This is a genomic window from Pedococcus sp. P2_E4, assembly GCF_056403935.1.
The window spans coordinates 1-17915 of the sequence record NZ_JBFUEO010000054.1 but is presented as its reverse complement, the minus strand read 5'-3'; the positions used below and the strand labels follow the sequence as shown (position 1 = coordinate 17915).

Genomic DNA, 17915 nt, shown 5'->3' with positions numbered 1-17915 from the left:
GCCGATGCCCAGCGCGCGGCCGACGCCCAGCGCGCGGCCCAGACCGGACGCCCCGCCGACCAGCCGCCGACCCCGCCCGCAGCGGGCTGAGCCCGGGTCCTCGAGGACCCACCGACCACACGCTCCGGCGAACGTCGTACACACCGGTGCGCGAGCCGCATACCCTCGTGCCCATGACTGACGCCCCCGGTGACAAGCCCGCCCTGGCCGAGTTCGGCGACGACTTCTCGTCCGTGTTGTGCGTCGTGGCGCACCCCGATGACATCGAGTACGGCACCGCCGCGGCTGTCGCGAAGTGGACCGCCGCCGGCAAGACGGTCACGTACTTCCTGCTGACCCGCGGCGAGGCCGGCATCGACACGATGCACCCCGACGAGGCGGCAAAGGTCCGCGAGCAGGAGGAGCGCGACGGGGCGGCGCTCGTCGGTGTGACGGAGGTCGACTTCGGCACCCACCGGGACGGCGTCGTCGAGTATGGCGTGGACCTGCGCCGGGACATCGCTCGCGAGATCCGGCGCCGCCGGCCCGACGTCGTGGTCACCGGCCACTACGGCGACCGGTTCGTGCAGGGCATGCTCAACCAGGCCGACCACCGCGCCGTGGGGCTCGCGTGCGTCGACGCGGTGGCCGACGCCGGGAACCGCTGGATCTTCCCCGAGCTCATCGAGGAGGGGTTCGAGCCGTGGAACGTCAAGCGCCTCTGCTTCGGTGGCTCACCCACGGCGACGCACTACGTCGAGGTGGGCGAGCAGTTCGAGCAGGCCGTGGCGTCGCTCGAGGCGCACCGGGCCTACAACGACGCGCTGCCCGAGCAGTTCCCCAAGCCGGCCGAGCTGATCGGCATGATCCTCGGCTGGGGCGGTCAGGCCGCAGGCGTCGACAAGGCCCTCACGCTGGACGTCGTCGAGCGCCGCTGAGGGCGGGCGCCCGCCCTCAGCGGGCCTGGACCTCGCGGATCCACGCCTCCACGTCGGAGGACGTGCGGGGCATGGCCGCCGACAGGTTCTCGTGGCCGTCCTCGGTCACCAGTACGTCGTCCTCGATCCGCACCCCGATCCCGCGGAACCGCTCGGGAGCCTTGAGGTCGTCGGCCTTGAAGTAGAGGCCCGGCTCGACGGTCAGCACCATGCCCGGCACGAGCTCGGCGTCCATGTACTCCTCGCGCGTCGCGAGGGCGCAGTCGTGGACGTCGATGCCGAGGTGGTGGCTCGTGCCGTGCACCATCCAGCGACGGTGGTACTGGCCGTGCTCCTTGTCCAGCGTGTCGTCCACGGAGACGCCCTCGGGCAGCAGGCCCCAGGCGTGCAGGTGCTCGGCGATGACCCGGATCGCCGCGGCGTGGATGTCCGAGAACTTGTTGCCGGGCTTCACGGCGGCGAGGCCGGCCTCCTGGGCGGCGTAGACGGCGTCGTAGACCTCGCGCTGCGCGTCGGTGAACGTGCCGTTGACCGGCAGCGTCCGGGTGATGTCGGCGGTGAACAACGAATCGACCTCGACCCCGGCGTCGAGCAGGATGAGGTCGCCGTCGTGGATCTCGCCGTCGTTCTTGATCCAGTGCAGCGTGTTGGCGTGGTCGCCCGCGGCGCAGATGGAGTCATAGCCGGTGCCGTTGCCCTCGTGCCGGGCAGTGAGCCCGAAGACGCCCTCGACCCAGCGCTCGCCGCGGGCCTTGGCCAGCGCCTCGGGCAGGTCGGCGATCACGGCCTCGAAGCCGTGGTGGGTGGCCTCGACGGCCTTGCGCATCTCGTCGATCTCCCACTCGTCCTTGGTGATTCGCAGGTGCGACAGGAAGTGGGCGAGCTCGTTGTCGCCCTCGGTCAGCTCGTCCTGCTCGGTCGTCTCGGACAGCCGTGCGGAGTCGAGCTCGCGGGTCAGGTCGCGGTCGGCGTCGCGCACGAGGCGGACGGTGACCTCGCCCGAGTCCTTGACGGCGGCGTCCGCGAACTCGTCGATGTGGCGCGCGGTGAGCCCGAGCTCGGCCTCGATGTCCTCGATGGTCGGACGGGCGCCGACCCAGAACTCGCCGTAGCGGCTGTCGGCGAAGAACTCGTCGCTGTCGCGTCCGGCCAGCGGCCGGAAGTACAGGATCGCCTCGTGCGAGCCGTCGTCGCGCGGCTCGAGGACGAGGACGGCGTCCGGCTCACGGTCACCCCCGAGACCGGTCAGGTGGACGAAGGCGCTGTGTGGGCGGAACACGTAGTCCGTGTCGTTGCTGCGCACCTTGAGGCCGCCCGCGGGCACGACGAGCCGGTCACCCTGGAAAGCCTGGCTGACCGCATCACGGCGCGCGGCGGCATACGTCGCTGCCTCGGTGCGCTCGGTCGTGGCCGGACGCCGCGGCGCCCAGTCCTCGGCGATGAACGCCCGCAGCTCGTCGGTCGTGGGGCGGGCGCGGTTCTCGGGCTTGGTCTGCTCTTCGCTCACGCCGCCATCGTGCCACGGGGGTATGGCGTGCTCCAGCCCGCCCGTCCGCCCGGCGCCTGGGGGGCGGGATGCGGTCAGGAGCTGGAGAGCAGCTTCAGGAGGGCCTTCTCGGCGGCGGCACGGCGACGTTCGGGGGTGCGGTAGCGCTTGAGGTCGACGCTGATGGTGCTGCCCGACTCGTAGCGGTCGATGACGCGGGGGTCGATGTAGGAGTTCCTCGCGATCGTGGGCGTGTTGCCCAGGTAGCCCGAGACCTCCGTGACGGCCGCCTTGACGGCTCGCTGGCGGGAGGCCTTGGTGTCGCCCGGCTCGTCGCTCTCGGCCAGCGCGGAGGCGGCCAGCACGGTGGCGTGCCAGGTCCGGAAGTCCTTGGCGGTGAAGTCGCCGCCGAGCAGGTCGGCGAGGTAGTCGTTGACGTCTGCGGCGGTCAGGTCTGCCCAGCGGCCGCCCTCACGGTGCGCGAGCAGCCGGTCGCTGTCGGTGCGCCGCTTGCGCATCGTCTCGAGCGCGGCGATCGCCTGGGCGTCGTCGATCTCGATGGTGTGCTCGATACCCGACTTCCCGACGAAGTCGAAGACGAGGTGTCCGGACCTGGCGCGCACGTGGTGCCGTTCGAGCGTGGTGAGGCCGAAGGAGCCGTTGTCCTCGGCGTACGTGTCACCACCGATGCGGAAGTAGCCGAGGTCGAGCAGCCGCACGGCCGTGGCCGCCGCCCTGGCCCGGGGCATGCCGTCGGCGTCGAGGTCCCGCGTGACCTGGCGACGGGCGACCGGCAGGTCACGCGCAACCTGCGTGATCCGCTCGAACTTCGCCTGGTCGCGCTTGAGCCGCCAGTCGGGGTGGTAGAGGTACTGCCGTCGCCCGGCGTCGTCGCTGCCGACCGCCTGCAGATGGCCCTGGGGGAGTGGACAGATCCACACGTCCGTCCACGCGGGTGGGATGGCGAGCGACCGGATGCGTTCGACGTCGGCGGAGCCCAGCCGCGCACCGGACTCGTCGAGGTAGACGAAGCCCTTGCCGGCTCGGCGACGCGTCCAGCCCTTCGACCGGGGTGACACCTTCCGCAACCTCGGCATGCGCGCCTACAGCCGGTCGAGGGCGGTCTGGAGGGTGCGGGCGGTGTCGTTGCCGAGCTTGTTCAGCAACGGCATTGCCACCGGCCACAGCCAGCGGCCGAGACCGGTGAAGGAGAACTCGGCCCGGTAGTCGACCGACGAGCCCGAGCCGTCCGGCGTGACCGTGATGGTGTCCCGGCTGGTCGTCGTCTCGTTGCGCCCCACGATGACGAAGCTCGTGCCGGTGACGCTCTCGAGGGTGTAGTCGAGGTCGACGGTGCGTCCGGCGAACCTCGACACGTTGTGCCAGACCGTGCCGGGGCCACCGTCGCCGGACCGGCGCGTGCAGGTCACGGTGCCGGCGTCCCACTCGGGCGCGTTCTCGAAGTCGAGCAGGTAGGGCAGGACCCGCGATGGTGGGGCGGTGGTGGTGACGGTGCGCTGGACGCTGGGCACGAGGAGCTCCTGTGGCTATCGACGGGGGTTGCGACGGGCGAGGACGGTGGTGAGAAGGGCGCCCGCGAGGGCGGTCGCGCCCACGCCGGCCACGGTGCACCGCGCGGTGCGCCGCCACTGGTGCGGGTCGACGGTGCGCAGGGCGGCCCGGACGGCGTCGTCGAAGCCCGTCTGGCCACCGGTCGGCGCCCCGATCGCGGCGAGGACGTCATCCTCGTGGCAGACCGCCTCGTGGATGAGGCTGCCGACGAGCGGTCTGGCGATCCCTGCCGAGATGGGGGTGACCAGGCCGACCCACAGACCCGCGAGTCGTGGAGTGAGCACGGGTACGGAGACGATCAGCCGTCGCCCGATGCCCGCGACCCGGGCGTAGCGCTGCATCATCTCGGCGTAGGTCAGGACCTCGGGACCGCCGATGTCGAAGGTGCGGTTGCTGGCCGGGAGCAGGTCGGCCGCCCCCACGAGGTAGTGCACGACGTCGTCGACCGCGATCGGCTGGATGAGGTTGTCGACCCACTTCGGCGCGACCATCGCGGGCAGCCGCTCGGTGAGGTGGCGGAGCATGTCGAAGGACGCCGACCCGTCGCCGAGCACGACGCCCGCCTGGAGCACCGTCGCCGGGACGGGGCCGTCGAGGAGGATCTCGCCGACCTCGACACGTGACGCCAGGTGCTCGGAGAGCTCACCCTCGGGGTGGAGCCCGCTGAGGTACACGATCCGGGTGGTGCCGGCGTCGGACGCCGCGGCGGCGAACCCCCGGGCCAGGGCCCGGTCGCGAGCGACGAAGTCCCCTTGGCCATCCATCGAGTGCAGCAGGTAGTAGGCCACGTCCACCCCGCGGAGGGCCCGCGCCAGGTCGTCCGGGGACGTGGCGTCTCCCTCGACGACCTCGACGTCCCCGCGCCAGGGGCGGCCGTCGAGGCCAGCCCGGCTGCGCGTCAGGACGCGCACCGACCAACCGGCCTCGAGCAGGGCGGGGACGAGGGCCCCGCCGATGTATCCCGTGGCTCCGGTCACGAGGGCGGTGCGGTGCGTGTCGGCGGTCATGGTTCAGCTTCCGGTCGAGAGGACGGCGGGCAGGAGGAAGAGCATCCCGAGGGACCAGGTGAGGTGCGTGATCACCGGTCCGAGGATGCCGCCGGTGACCCGGCGCTGCAGCGCGGTGAGGAGCCCGAGCAGCCCCGCCGCGAGCACGAGCAGGGGTATGCCTGCCCCGGCCGTGGTCAGTGCGTAGACGACCGTGGTGGTGGCGACCGCGTGCCGGCGCCCGACCGCCGAGTAGAGGGCTCCTCGGAAGTACAGCTCCTCGGCGACCGCGTTGACGGCGGTCAGGACCGCGACCAGCAGCAGCGACCCGAGGCGCGCGTGGTCGAGCAGGTGCTGCACGGGGTCTCGGAGCAACGGGATGCGGGCCACGACGAACGCGCCCACGAGGAACAGGGCCAGCAGCAGGGCCCCGAGGGCCAGCGACTGGACGATCGGTCGCACGTCCTGCCCTCCGGACCGGGTGTGCGCTCGGCCGAGGTGGAGCGGTCCGGAGACGAGCGCGCCCACGGTCCAGACGACCGCGAGGCCGAGCGTCGCGACGTAGAACATCGGGTCACCGGGCTGGATCCGCAGCGCGAACCCGAGGACGACGGCGCCCACGACCAGCGTCAGGAGGGCGACCACACGGCGGCGGCGGAACGCGGCGTCGCTCTCCGCGTGGTCCCGGGGAACCGGCGTGACGAGGGCGGCCCGGATGAAGTCGCGGACCTCACCCACCGGGTTGACCCCCCGGCGGRCTGCGCCGCGGTGGGCGCCGGGCGCGGCGGGGGTGGTCACGAGCGCACCGCGTCGTAGCGGCGCAGCGCCTCGCGACGCTCCTCGGCGTGGTCGACGATGCGCTCGGGGTAGCCGTGGGCGTAGCCGTCGTCGCTCTTCCAGGGCTCGTGCACCGCCTTGCCGGGCAGGTGCGCCAGCTCTGGCACGTAGCGACGGACGTAGTCGCCGTGCGGGTCGAAGCGCAGCCCCTGCGTCACCGGGTTGAAGACGCGGAAGTAGGGCGAGGCGTCAGTGCCCGTGCCGGCGACCCACTGCCAGCCGTGGTTGTTCGAGGCGATGTCGCCGTCGACGAGGTGCTCGAGGAAGTGCCTGGCACCCAGCGGCCACCAGACGTGCAGGTCCTTGGTGAGGAAGCTGGCCGTGACCATCCGCATCCGGTTGTGCATCCAGCCCTCGTGCAGCAGCTGGCGCATGGCGGCGTCGACGACCGGGTAGCCGGTGCGGCCCTGCCGCCAGGCCTCGACCGCCTCGCCGGGGTCGTCGTAGTCCATCCCGGACAAGCCAGGACGCAGGTCGTGCCAGGCGGACCGCGGGTGGTGCCAGAGCACGTCGGCGTAGAACTCGCGCCAGGCCAGCTCCGTGGCGAACCGTTCCGCGCCCTCACCGAGGTGACGGTGCCCGTCGGCGAGGTCGGCCAACAGGGTGCGCGGGTGGACTGCCCCGACCTTGAGGTACGGCGACAGCCGCGACACCCCGTCGAGGTCGGCGCGGTCGCGGTCGGTGCCGTAGCTGGCCAGGGCGTCGTCGCGGAACTCGGCCCAACGCGCCAGGGCGGCCTGCTCTCCTGCCGCGGGCAGGTCGGGCAGGCCGGAGGCCTCCCGGGCCTGCTCGAGCTCGCTGTGGGCCGATCGGTCCGAGCGCACCTCGGCCAGCCGCAGTCCCTGCGGCTCGGCGGCCGGCGCCGGCCAGCCGTGCTCGCGCCAGGCCCTCGAGAAGGGCGTGAAGACCTTGTAGGGGCCGCCCTCGCCGGTGAGCACCGACCCCGGGCCCACGGCATACGGGGTGCCGGTCTCGACCCACTCGACACCGGCATGCGCGAGGGCTCGGGCGACCTGCCGGTCGCGCCGGCGCCCCGCCGGCGTGGTCTCGCGGGACACGTGCACCGACCCGGCGCCCAGCTCGGAGGCCAGCTCGGGGATGACGGTGACGGGGTTGCCCTCGCGGACGCACAACCGTCCCTCGTAGGCGTCGTCGGCCGCCCGGAGGCTCTCCGCGAGCCAGGCCCGGCGCGCCGTGCCGGCACCCTGCCAGAGGGCCGGGTCGAGCACGAAGACGACGGCGACCTCACCCTCGGCCGACCCCGCGGTGGCGGCGTCGTGGGCCGCCCCGAGTGCCGGCAGGTCGCCTCGCCGCAGGTCCCGGCGCAACCACAGGACGCTGGTCGGGGACACGGTGATCGCTCCTTCAGGAGAGGCTCGGACCTGCCACGCTAGTGCGGTGACCTGCAATGTTCAAAGTATGTCCAAGGTCTGCGCGGTCAGAGGGTGCCGTCCGGCCCCCGGCGGCGCGCCTCGTCCGCGCTCGCATCGTCGAGCATGGTCTGGCTGACCCGCTCGGCCTCCACGCGCCCGAGGTAGATGTCGATCTCCTCCTTGGTGCGGGCGTCGTCCCAGCCGAGGACGGGGGCCACCAGGGCTGCGGCTGCCGGGGCGGCAGACACCCCGCGGTCCCATGCCTCGATGGAGATGCGGGTGCGGCGGGTGAGCACGTCGGTCAGGTGCAGGGCGCCCTCGTGCGACGCGGCGTAGACCACCTCCGCCTTGAGGTGGTCCTCGGCACCCTCGAGGGGCTCCTTGAGCTCGGGTCGCTCGGCCATGAGGTCGAGCAGCTCCTGGGTCAGCGAGCCGTACCGCTTCAGCAGGTGTTCGACCCGCGCCACGTGCAGGCCCGCGGTGCGGGCGAGGGTATGGCGCTGGTTCCAGGCGGCGTGGAAGCCGACCCCGCCCAGCAGCGGCACCGTGTCGGTCGTCGACTCGGCGACCCGGCCCGGGATGGCCTGGGCGGCCTCATCGACAGCGTCCTTGGCCATCACCCGGTAGGTCGTGTACTTGCCTCCGGCCACCACGACCAGCCCCGGGGCGCTGTGGGCGACCACGTGCTCACGCGACAGCTTGCTGGTCGACTCGGACTCGCCGGCCAGCAACGGCCGGAGACCGGCGTAGACGCCCTCGACATCCTCGTGGGTCAGCGGTGTCGCGAGGACGCGGTTGACGTGGTCGAGCACGTAGTCGATGTCCGTGCGCGTCGCCGCGGGGTGGGCCTTGTCGAGCGCCCAGTCGGTGTCGGTCGTGCCGAGGATCCAGTGCCGACCCCACGGGATCACGAACAGCACCGACTTCTCGGTGCGCAGGATCAACCCCGTCGAGGAGTGGATGCGGTCGCGCGGGACGACCAGGTGGATGCCCTTGGAGGCACGGACGTGGAACTGCCCACGCTCGCCGACCATGGCCTGGGTGTCGTCGGTCCAGACGCCGGTCGCGTTGACGACCTGCTTGGCGTTGACGTCGAACTCGCGGTCCGTGAGCTTGTCGAGGGCGCGCACCCCGGTGACCCGCTCGCCTTGGCGCAGGAACCCAATTGCCGCAACGCGATTCGCGACGTGGGCTCCGTAGTGCGAGGCGGTCCTGGCGAGCTCCATCGTGTGCCGGGCGTCGTCGACCTGGGCGTCGTAGTACTGGACGGCACCGGTGAGGGCACTGCTCTTGAGGCTCGGCATCAGCCGCAGCGCCTGGCGCCGGGTGAGGTGCCGGTGACGGGGGAGTCCTGCGCCGTGGCGCGACCCCATGGCCATGGCGTCGTAGAGCGCGATGCCGGAGCCGACGTAGCCGCGCTCCCAGACGTGGTGGCTGAGCGGGTAGAGGAACGGCACCGGCCGGACCAGGTGCGGGGCGAGCTGGGTCAGGAGGAGTCCGCGCTCGTTCAGGGCCTCGCGGACGAGGGCGAAGTCGAGCATCTCGAGGTAGCGCAGCCCACCGTGGATCAGCTTGCTGCTGCGGGAGGAGGTCCCGCTGGCGAAGTCGCGCTGCTCGATCAGGCCCGTCGAGAGCCCGCGGGTCACCGCGTCGAGCGCGGTGCCGCCGCCGACGACACCACCGCCGATCACCAGCAGGTCGAGCTCGACGCCTGAGGACAGGACCTCGATCGCGTCCTCCCGGCCCCGGGGTGACAGGCCACGCCTGCGGTCTTGCTGAGCCATTACCTCGTCACCCCTCGTCGACGTCCACCCAGTCCAGGGTGCGCTCCACGGCCTTGCGCCACCCGGCATACCCGTCGGCGCGCTGGCGCTCCGACCAGGTCGGGGACCACCGCTGGGACTCCTGCCAGTTGGCGCGGAGCTCGTCCGTGCCGGACCAGAACCCGGTGGCCAGACCAGCAGCGTAGGCCGCCCCGAGCGCCGTCGTCTCCGCGACCACGGGGCGGGACACGGGGACCCCGAGGATGTCGGACTGCAGCTGCATGCAGAGGCTGTTGGCCGTGACCCCGCCGTCGACCTTGAGCACCTCGAGCTCGACCCCGCTGTCCTTGGTCATCGCGTCCGAGACGTCACGGGTCTGGTAGCAGATGGCCTCGAGGGTCGCCCGCGCGAGGTGGGCGTTGGTGTTGAACCGGCTCATGCCGACGATCGCTCCGCGCGCATCGGGTCGCCAGTACGGCGCGAAGAGCCCGGAGAAGGCGGGGACGAAGTAGAGACCGCCGGTGTCCTCGACCTGGTTGGCGAGCCGCTCGATGTCGGCGGCGCCGCTGATGATGCCGAGCTGGTCGCGCAGCCACTGCACCGCCGAGCCCGTCACGGCGATCGACCCCTCGAGGGCATAGACCGGCTTGGCGTCACCGAGCTGGTAGCACAGGGTCGTGAGCAGCCCCGACTCGCTGCGCACGATCTCCTCACCGGTGTTGAGGATCATGAAGTTGCCCGTGCCGTAGGTGTTCTTGCCCTCGCCGGGCGAGAAGCACACCTGGCCGACGGTCGCCGCCTGCTGGTCGCCGAGGTCGCCCGCCAGCGGCACCTCTCCACCGAGGGGCCCTGCGGTGCGCGTCGTCCCGTAGAGCTCCGGGTCCGAGCTCGGACGGATCTGGGGGAGCATCTGCCGGGGGATCCCGAAGAAGCCGAGCAGCTCGTCGTCCCAGTCGAGGGTCCGCAGGTCCATGAGCATGGTGCGGCTGGCGTTGGTCACGTCCGTGACGTGCACGCCCCCGTCGGGGCCGCCCGTGAGGTTCCAGAGCAGCCACGTGTCGATCGTCCCGAAGATCGCCTCGCCCGCCTCTGCCGCCTGCCGCGCGCCGTCGACGTTCTCGAGGATCCACTGGACCTTGCCTGCGGAGAAGTAGGCGGCCGGGGGGATGCCGGCGCGCTCGCGGATCACGTCACCCCGGCCGGACTGGTCGAGGGCCCGGGCGATCCGGTCGGTGCGGGTGTCCTGCCAGACGATGGCGTTGTACAGCGGGCGGCCGGTGCGGCGGTTCCACACCACTGTCGTCTCGCGCTGGTTGGTGATGCCCAGGGCGGACAGGTCGCCGGCCTGAAGGTCGAGGTGCGACAGGGCAGAGCCGATCACGGTCTGGGTGCGTTCCCAGATCTCCAGCGGGTTGTGCTCGACCCAGCCGGCCTGCGGCATCACCTGCTCGTGCTCGAGCTGGTGGCGGCCGACCTCGGCGCCGCTGTGGTCGAACACCATGAAGCGGGTGCTCGTGGTGCCCTGGTCAACCGCCCCCACGAAATCGGCCATGACGCGACCCTAGCCGGGCACGGCGGCGACCACGCGGCATACCGGCGGTCGTGTGCGGGATCACGCTGGGGGCGCCGGTTGCACGAGCTCGTGGCTGAGCGTCGAACTCGGCGCCCAGGGGGTCAGTCCTTGGGCGGGGGTTCCTGGAGCACCGGGCGACCGGGCTGCTCGCCACCGCGGGCCTGCAGGTAGATCTCCTTGGGCACCATGACCTTGCGCCGGAAGATGCACACGAGGGTGCCGTCCTGGTTGTAGCCCTTGGTCTCGACGTGGACCACGCCACGGTCGTCCTTGGAGGTCGACTCCCACTTGTCGAGCACCTCGGTCTGCCCGTAGATGGTGTCGCCGTGGAAGGTCGGGGCCACGTGGCGCAACGACTCGATCTCGAGGTTGGCGATCGCCTTGCCCGAGACGTCCGGCACGCTCATGCCGAGCAGCAGCGAGTAGATGTAGTTGCCCACGACGACGTTCCGCTTGAACTGGGTGGTGTTCTCCGCGTAGTTCGAGTCGAGGTGGAGCGGGTGGTGGTTCATCGTGAGCAGGCAGAACAGGTGGTCGTCGTACTCGGTCACCGTCTTGCCGGGCCAGTGCTTGTAGACCGCGCCGACCTCGAACTCCTCGTAGCTGCGTCCGAATTGCATGGCCCCCATCCTGCCGATGCGGGCCAGCCAAGGACACGGGTATGCCGCGTGCGTTCCCTCACAGCGCGGCCCGGGTCCGGGCGCAGGGCCTCAGCTCAGGTCGAGGGACTCCTGGTTGCGACCGCCGTCGTCGGCCGAGGTGCCGGTGACCCGGGCCTTGAGCATCTTCAGGAGCTGGCCGGGCTGGCCGCCGGGGCTGTCCCAGAGCTCGCCCGTCTCGCAGTCGCACTCCAGCAGCACGATGTCGGGGTTCGTCCGGCCGTCCGGGAACCAGGCCTCGACCCAGTCGTTCCAGAGCTCGTCCTTCTTCGCCTGGTCACGGCTCACGCTGCCGGTCCCGCGCAACGACAGCCACGTGCTGCTGCTCGCGTAGGTCAGTCCCACCTCCGGGTTGGCGGTGACCTCCGTGACGACGGGTGACCCGGAGCGCACGAAGAACCAGGCGCTCCCGTCGAACGGCTCCTGCGTGGCCATGGGGCGCGACACGAACCGGCCGGCCTCGTCGACCGTGGTCAGCATGGCCACCCTCACGTCCTTGATGACGTCCGCTGCAGCCTCGAGGTCCTCGGTGCCCATCGCCCACTCCTTCGTCGTCGGAGGACTCACGCTATGTCGAGATCCTCCCCCGCGCACGGCGAGTGAGTCGCTGACCTGCGGCTTTGCGTCAGGTCGCGCCCTCACCGACCGGGATCACGGGGTCGGCGTCGGTCCGCCGGGGGTGGCGGTGCTCGAACAGCAGCGCGCGGCACAGTCCGAGCAGCGCGAGGTTGAGGAACACCAACAGGTAGCCGGCGAACTCCTGGTCGAGCAGCCGGAAGAACTGCACCACGAAGAGCTCTGCCAGCAGCGCGACCTCGAACAGGCGCAGCGACCGCGACCGGCGACCTCGCCACCACCACACCGCCGCCAGTGCAGCCAGCCCCGCCGAACCGACCGAGAACAGTGCGTAGACCAGGTCTCCCGTGGTGGGCTGCCGAGACAACAGGACGAGGGGTCGGCCCACCGACGCGAGGACGAAGACCAGGATCACGATCACGCCGGTCCGCTTCACCAGCTCGAGCTTGGGCAACCCGGTGATCGCCGACCGCACCCAGGAGTACGCCCGCGCGATCCATGAGCTCGACGTGTCCTCGATCGGCACCTGGCTGATCGCCTCACGCAGTGGCGCGGCCAGCGGCTCCGACGGCCCGACCTGGGCGAGCAGCTCGACGGCGCGCCGCCGCTCGGCGGCGTCCATGTCGTGGGCCGCAGACTCCTTGAGCAGCTCGACGGCGTTGACGACGCGCTCGCGGTCGGTCATCGGGTGCCGCTGCACGACGAAGACGACGAGCAGGTACATCCCCACGAAGGTGCCGTAGATGATGGCCGCCACCGGCTCGTAGAAGTAGTTGTTGTCGCCGGTGACGAACTTGCCCACCTCGTCGATGAACAGCCCGAACCCGATCCCGGCGAAGACGGTTGCGACGTTCCGCACGGCACGACTGAGGAACAGCATGTTCAGCAGCAACGCGACGAGCATCCCGAGGCCACCCCACAGCAGGTGCGCCAGGTGCAGGGTGCCGCCCCCGAGCTGGGGGAAGCCGGTGGCCGCCAGGAACATCCGCGTCAGCGCGATCGACAGCACCGAGCAGACGAGGAAGACCTCGAACCGGTCGGCACCCTCCGCGTCCCTGATCGGGAGGCGGGACGTCGCGGGCACCTCCCGATGATGGCACGCAGCCGGTGCGGCGAGGGTCCGCAGACCCGTCCCCGCCCCCCGGAGGCGCCTGGCGTCCGCCCGGGTTCGGTGGCCCTACCCTTGGGGCGTGCCGATCGACCTCCATGCCCACTCCACCGCGAGCGACGGCACCGAACCCGCCGAGGTGGTCGTGGCGCAGGCGGCGCGCGCAGGCCTGGACGTCGTGGCCCTCACCGACCACGACACGTATGCCGGCTGGCCGGCCGCCGTGGCCGCTGCCGCCCAGCACGGGGTCGGGCTGGTGCGCGGCGTGGAGGTCTCCTGCTCGCAGCGGGGCGTCAGCGTCCACCTGCTGGCCTACCTGGTCGACCCCGACTCTCCCCAGCTGCTGGCCGAGCTGGAGAGGGCGCGCGACTCCCGCGAGACCCGCGTCGACAGGATGGTGGCCAAGATGGCCGCCGACGGCATACCGGTCTCGGTCGAGCAGGTGCGGGCCGTCGCCGGTGAGGGCGCCACCCTGGGGCGACCGCACATCGCCGACGTCCTCGTGGCCAACGGCTTCGTCGCAGACCGCCACGAGGCGTTCCGTGACGTCCTCGCCAACGGCTCGCGCTACTACGTGGCGCACTACGCGCCCAACCCGGTCCGCGCCGTCGAGCTTGTCCGCGCGGCGGGCGGGGTGCCGGTCATGGCGCACCCCTTGGCGAACGGGCGCGGCTGGACCGTCGACGACGACGTCATCGAGGCGATGGCCGACGCCGGGCTCGCCGGGCTCGAGGCACACCACCGCGACCACCGTCCCGTCGAGGTCGAGCACGCCGAGCGGCTGGCGCAGAGGCTGGGGCTCTTCGTGACCGGCTCCAGCGACTACCACGGGGACGGCAAGGAGAACCGCTTGGGCGAGAACACCACGGAACCCGAGGTGCTGGCGCAGATCGAGGAGCAGGCGACGAGCGGGATCGAGGTGGTGCGGCCGTGAGCAGCATCCTCGACGCGCAGACGTTCGGCTCTGTCTTCGTGACGCTGCTGGTGATCATGGACCCGCCCGGAGCCCTGCCGATCTTCCTCGCACTCACCGGGTCGCTCACCCAGAAGCAGAAGGTCGCGGCAGCCCGTCGCGCCTCCCTCGTCGCGCTGGGCGTCATCGTGCTGTTCGCGGTGTTCGGCCAGCAGATCCTCACCTACCTGCACATCTCGCTGCCCGCCCTGCAGGGCGCCGGTGGCCTGCTGCTGCTCCTCGTGGCCCTGCAGCTGCTCACCGGTTCCGAGCAGGAGCAGCATGCCGATGCAGGCGTCAACGTCGCGCTGGTGCCGCTCGGGACCCCGCTGCTGGCCGGACCGGGTGCGATCGTCGCGACGATGCTGGCGGTGAAGTCCTCCGACGACGCGGCTGACTACGTGGCGGTCGCCGCCGGCCTGGTCGCCACGATGTTCGTGGTGTGGCTGTTCTTCCGCTTCGCCAGCCAGGTGCACCGGGTCCTCAAGGACAGCGGCACCGTCCTCGTCACCCGCATCGCCGGCCTGCTGCTCTCGGCCATCGCCGTCCAGATGGTCGCCGACAGCATCCGCGCCTTTGTCACCGGCACCGCCTAGCGTGGGTCGGGTGTCAGCGGGGGAGGCCACAGGAGGCGCGACGGAGTTCGTGCAGGGCGAGTTCGTCGGTATGCCGACACGCCTTTTCCGCGCGAGCCCGAGCCGGCTGCTCGCGTGGCTCGACTGCCCGCGGCGCTACCGCATGCAGTACCTCGACCGGCCGTCGCCACCGAGCCGGCCCCAGCGTGGCCACACCTCGGTCGGCGTGGCCGTGCACAACGCCCTGCGCGACTGGTGGGACCTCGCCCCCGAGCGGCGCACGCCCGAGGCGGCCGCCGAGCTCGTGCGCGCCTCGTGGATCGACGTGGGCTTCCGCGACCCCGAGCAGTCGCTCGAGTGGCGCGAGCGGGCACAGGCCCAGGTCGCGGCATACGTCGAGGACGTCGACCCGGCCACCCAGCCGCTCGGCATCGAGCGCACCGTCTCGCTCAAGACCGACACCGTCGCCCTGCAGGGCCGCGTCGACCGGCTCGACGATCGTGGCAGCGAGCTCGTCGTGGTCGACTACAAGACCAGCCGGCACGCGCCCACCGACGACGACGCCCGCACCTCCCTGCCGCTGGCGCTGTACGCCGCCGCCGCGTGGAAGATGTTCCGCCGCCGCTGTGTGCGTGTCGAGCTGCACCACCTGCCGACCGGCACGGTCGCCGCCCACGAGCACACCGGTGAGTCGCTGAAGCGCAAGATCGAGGAGGCCGAGTCGATCGCCCGCGATGCTCGGCGCGCCGAGGCCGACTACGCCGAGTTCGGGGTCGACTCAGGGCGGTTCCCAGCGAGTCTCGGGCCGCTGTGCCAGTGGTGCGACTTCCGGGCCCACTGCCCCGCCGGCCAGGCCTACGGCCCCGAGAAGTCCAACTGGGCGGCCCTCGAGGAGCCGGTCTCCACCACCTGACAGACTTGGGCACGCAGCCCGCCCGCACGGACGAAAGGCCCCCCGTGGCGACGACCCGCACCAAGCCCGCAACGGTCATCTCGGTGGCCAACCAGAAGGGCGGCGTGGCCAAGACCACCACGGTCGCCTCGCTCGGCGCCGCGTTCGCCGAGCAGGGCAGGCGGGTGCTGCTCGTCGACCTCGACGCGCAGGCGTGCCTGACCTTCAGCCTCGGGGTCGACCCCGACGAGGTCGAGGCGTCGGTCAACGAGGTGCTGCTCGGCCGGACGTCCATCGCCGACGTCAGGGTCGCCTGCGACGACGGCGTCGACCTCGTGCCCAGCACCATCGACCTGGCCGGCGCCGAGGCGCAGCTGCTGCCCCGCCCCGGGCGCGAGTACATCCTGCGGACGGTGCTCGAGGACGTGCGCGGCGACTACGACGTGATCCTGCTGGACTGCTCGCCCAGCCTCGGCGTCCTCACGCTCAACGCCCTCACGGCCAGCCAGGGCCTCATCATCCCGATGCCGTGCGAGATGCTCAGCCACCGCGGCGTCGGCCAGCTGCTCGACACCGTCGTCGACGTCCAGAAGATCCTCAACAAGGACCTGCGGATCATCGGCATCCTGCCCACGCTGTTCGACGGGCGCAGCAACCACGCACAGGAGGTCCTCGCGGACGTGGGCGGCCGCTACGGCCTGCCGGTGCTCAGCCCGCCCATCCCCAAGACGGTGCGCTTCGCCGAGGCACCGGCCGTGGGACGGTCGATCCTCGCGACGTCGCGGACGTCCAAGGGTGCCAAGGCCTACCGCGAGGTGGCCGCGGCGATCGCCAAGGGTCTCTGAGACCCCCGGCTTGCGGAATACCGTCGCGGGGAGGTGACTTGTCACCAGGTGGTGCCCTGTCCCAGCGGGCGCCTCCCCGAACCAAGGAGTGTCATGACCACCACCACCCCCGCCCTCGCCATGCCGTCCGCTGACGGCCGGTTCGAGACGACGACGGTGGAGCGGCGCGACCTGAGGCCGGACGACGTCCGGATCGACATCAAGTTCGCCGGCATCTGCCACAGCGACATCCACACCGTCCGCGGCGAGTGGGGCCAGACCAGCTACCCGCTCACCCCCGGGCACGAGATCGCCGGGGTCGTTGCCGAGGTCGGACCCGACGTCACCGCGTTCAGCGTGGGCGACCGGGTCGGAGTCGGCTGCATGGTCGACTCGTGCGGCGAGTGCGCCCAGTGCACGGCCGGCCACGAGAACTTCTGCGAGCGCAAGGCCGTCTTCACCTATGGCGACGAGGACGTCGACGGCACCACGACCCAGGGCGGCTACAGCCAGCAGGTCGTCGTCACCGAGCGCTTCGTGGTCCGCATCCCCGACGGGATCGAGCTCGACGCGGCGGCCCCGCTGCTGTGTGCCGGGATCACCCTGTACACGCCCCTCAAGCGCTGGCTCGAGCATGCCGGCCCGGACGCCAAAGTCGCCATCGTCGGCATGGGCGGCCTGGGGCACATGGGCGTCAAGATCGCCGCAGCCATGGGTGCCGATGTCACGGTGCTCAGCCAGGGCCTGTCCAAGGAGGCCGACGGCCGCGCCTTCGGTGCGTCGGACTACCGCGCGACCAGCGACGCCAAGACCTTCGAGGACCTCGCGGGCACGTTCGACGTCATCATCTCGACGATCAGCGCCGACCTCGACCTGACGCAGTACCTCTCGCTGCTCAAGCCGTTCGGGGCCTTCGTCACCGTGGGGCTGCCGCCGAACCCGCAGAAGCTGCCCTTCGGTGCGCTCATCAGCGGTGACAAGACGATCGCCGGGTCCAACATCGGCGGCATCGCGCTCACCCAGGAGATGCTCGACTTCTGCGCCGAGCACGGCATCGCCGCCGAGATCGAGACCATCGCGGCCTCCCAGGTCGACGAGGCCTACGACCGCGTCGTGAAGTCCGACGTGCGCTACCGCTTCGTCATCGACACCGCGACCATCGGCGCCTGAGCCCCGGCGGCCACCGTGGGTCTGCCGTATGCCGTCGGGTTCCGCCGGCTGACGCGCGCGGACTTCCCGTTGCTGGCCACGTGGCTGGCCGAGCCCGCGGTGGCCCGCTGGTGGAACCACGAGTGGACCACGGAGGCGCTGGAGCGCGACTTCGGTGGGTCCGTCGACGGGAGCGAGCCGAACGAGGACTGGGTCGCACTCGTCGGCGGGCGCCCCGTCGGGCTGCTCCAGCGCTCCCGGGTGGCTGACTACGAGGAGAACCTGCGGGACTTCGCGTCGGCCGTCGAGGTCCCGGCCGGGGCGCTCACGCTCGACTACCTCCTCGGCGACCCCGCGTCATACGGCAAGGGGCTGGGCACGGCGATGATCGCGGCCATGGCCGCGCGGTCCTGGGACGAGTTCCCCGACGCCCCCGCGATCCTCGTCTCGGTGGTGGCAGCCAACACCGCGTCGTGGCGGGCGCTGGGGAAGGCTGGGTTCCGGCACGTCGGTGAGGGCCGGTTCGAGCCGGACAACCCGGTCGACGACCCGCTGCACCGCATCCTGCGCCTCGACCGCCCTCAGCCCGGCGCCTACCAGCCGCCCGGGAGTTGACCTAACCCCTGCTAGCAGGGGTTACGTGAATCCGGACAGGTTGCACCCTGTCCGGATT

Annotated in this window: 18 protein-coding genes; 7 read left to right on the top strand and 11 right to left on the bottom strand. The window is 71.5% G+C overall.

Going from position 1 to position 17915, the window contains the following annotated elements; all coding sequences use genetic code 11:
* The first annotated feature begins 173 nt into the window (after positions 1 to 173).
* The gene (locus AC1DV7_RS16845) at positions 174 to 917 is read left to right on the top strand and encodes a PIG-L deacetylase family protein (RefSeq protein WP_477598480.1); all 744 of its coding nucleotides are present in this window, start codon (positions 174 to 176) and stop codon (positions 915 to 917) included.
* 16 nt (positions 918 to 933) lie between these two features.
* Here AC1DV7_RS16845 and AC1DV7_RS16840 read toward each other — a convergent pair whose 3' ends face one another.
* The 11 genes from AC1DV7_RS16840 to AC1DV7_RS16790 form a co-directional block, all read right to left on the bottom strand.
* On the bottom strand, positions 934 to 2424 hold the full coding sequence (locus AC1DV7_RS16840; protein WP_477598479.1) for an aminopeptidase P family protein: 1491 nt from the start codon (positions 2422 to 2424) through the stop codon (positions 934 to 936).
* A 74-nt stretch (positions 2425 to 2498) separates the two neighbouring features.
* Positions 2499 to 3482: a DNA topoisomerase IB gene (locus tag AC1DV7_RS16835; RefSeq protein WP_477598478.1), complete on the bottom strand. Its 984-nt coding sequence runs from the start codon at positions 3480 to 3482 to the stop codon at positions 2499 to 2501.
* Positions 3483 to 3506: 24 nt separating this feature from the next.
* Complete coding sequence (locus AC1DV7_RS16830; protein ID WP_477598477.1) at positions 3507 to 3935, bottom strand: SRPBCC family protein; 429 nt, start codon at positions 3933 to 3935, stop codon at positions 3507 to 3509.
* A gap of 15 nt (positions 3936 to 3950) precedes the next feature.
* Positions 3951 to 4982 carry an NAD(P)H-binding protein gene (locus AC1DV7_RS16825; RefSeq protein ID WP_477598476.1) on the bottom strand — a complete coding sequence of 344 codons (1032 nt, stop codon included), beginning with the start codon at positions 4980 to 4982 and terminating at the stop codon, positions 3951 to 3953.
* 3 nt (positions 4983 to 4985) lie between these two features.
* Positions 4986 to 5759, bottom strand: coding sequence for a CPBP family glutamic-type intramembrane protease (locus AC1DV7_RS16820; protein WP_477598475.1), 774 nt, complete (start codon positions 5757 to 5759; stop codon positions 4986 to 4988).
* Positions 5756 to 7156: a cryptochrome/photolyase family protein gene (locus AC1DV7_RS16815; RefSeq protein ID WP_477598481.1), complete on the bottom strand. Its 1401-nt coding sequence runs from the start codon at positions 7154 to 7156 to the stop codon at positions 5756 to 5758. Before AC1DV7_RS16815 ends, AC1DV7_RS16820 begins: the two co-directional genes overlap by 4 nt.
* Positions 7157 to 7236: 80 nt before the next feature.
* The gene (locus AC1DV7_RS16810) at positions 7237 to 8955 is read right to left on the bottom strand and encodes a glycerol-3-phosphate dehydrogenase/oxidase (RefSeq protein ID WP_477598474.1); all 1719 of its coding nucleotides are present in this window, start codon (positions 8953 to 8955) and stop codon (positions 7237 to 7239) included.
* A 7-nt stretch (positions 8956 to 8962) separates the two neighbouring features.
* Entirely contained in the window at positions 8963 to 10486 is a 1524-nt protein-coding gene (gene glpK, locus AC1DV7_RS16805) for a glycerol kinase GlpK (RefSeq protein WP_477598473.1), read from the bottom strand.
* 122 nt (positions 10487 to 10608) lie between these two features.
* Positions 10609 to 11127 (bottom strand): MaoC family dehydratase, encoded by a 519-nt coding sequence (locus tag AC1DV7_RS16800; RefSeq protein ID WP_477598472.1) that lies wholly within the window; start codon positions 11125 to 11127, stop codon positions 10609 to 10611.
* A 90-nt stretch (positions 11128 to 11217) separates the two neighbouring features.
* On the bottom strand, positions 11218 to 11733 hold the full coding sequence (locus tag AC1DV7_RS16795) for a pyridoxamine 5'-phosphate oxidase family protein (RefSeq protein ID WP_477598471.1): 516 nt from the start codon (positions 11731 to 11733) through the stop codon (positions 11218 to 11220).
* 58 nt (positions 11734 to 11791) lie between these two features.
* Positions 11792 to 12826: a hypothetical protein gene (locus AC1DV7_RS16790; RefSeq protein ID WP_477598470.1), complete on the bottom strand. Its 1035-nt coding sequence runs from the start codon at positions 12824 to 12826 to the stop codon at positions 11792 to 11794.
* 106 nt (positions 12827 to 12932) lie between these two features.
* Here AC1DV7_RS16790 and AC1DV7_RS16785 point away from each other — a divergent pair, with 106 nt between their 5' ends.
* From AC1DV7_RS16785 to AC1DV7_RS16760, 6 genes are all read left to right on the top strand, one after another.
* A complete protein-coding gene (locus tag AC1DV7_RS16785; protein ID WP_477598469.1) occupies positions 12933 to 13784 on the top strand; it encodes a PHP domain-containing protein in 852 nt (283 codons plus the stop codon).
* Positions 13781 to 14398, top strand: coding sequence for a MarC family protein (locus AC1DV7_RS16780; RefSeq protein ID WP_477598468.1), 618 nt, complete (start codon positions 13781 to 13783; stop codon positions 14396 to 14398). Before AC1DV7_RS16785 ends, AC1DV7_RS16780 begins: the two co-directional genes overlap by 4 nt.
* Before the next feature lie 10 nt (positions 14399 to 14408).
* The gene (locus tag AC1DV7_RS16775; RefSeq protein ID WP_477598467.1) at positions 14409 to 15290 is read left to right on the top strand and encodes a RecB family exonuclease; all 882 of its coding nucleotides are present in this window, start codon (positions 14409 to 14411) and stop codon (positions 15288 to 15290) included.
* Positions 15291 to 15334: 44 nt separating this feature from the next.
* Positions 15335 to 16114: a ParA family protein gene (locus AC1DV7_RS16770; protein ID WP_477598466.1), complete on the top strand. Its 780-nt coding sequence runs from the start codon at positions 15335 to 15337 to the stop codon at positions 16112 to 16114.
* A gap of 93 nt (positions 16115 to 16207) precedes the next feature.
* Positions 16208 to 17263 carry an NAD(P)-dependent alcohol dehydrogenase gene (locus tag AC1DV7_RS16765; RefSeq protein WP_477598465.1) on the top strand — a complete coding sequence of 352 codons (1056 nt, stop codon included), beginning with the start codon at positions 16208 to 16210 and terminating at the stop codon, positions 17261 to 17263.
* A 15-nt stretch (positions 17264 to 17278) separates the two neighbouring features.
* Positions 17279 to 17857 (top strand): GNAT family N-acetyltransferase, encoded by a 579-nt coding sequence (locus AC1DV7_RS16760; protein ID WP_477598464.1) that lies wholly within the window; start codon positions 17279 to 17281, stop codon positions 17855 to 17857.
* Positions 17858 to 17915: the final 58 nt, after the last annotated feature.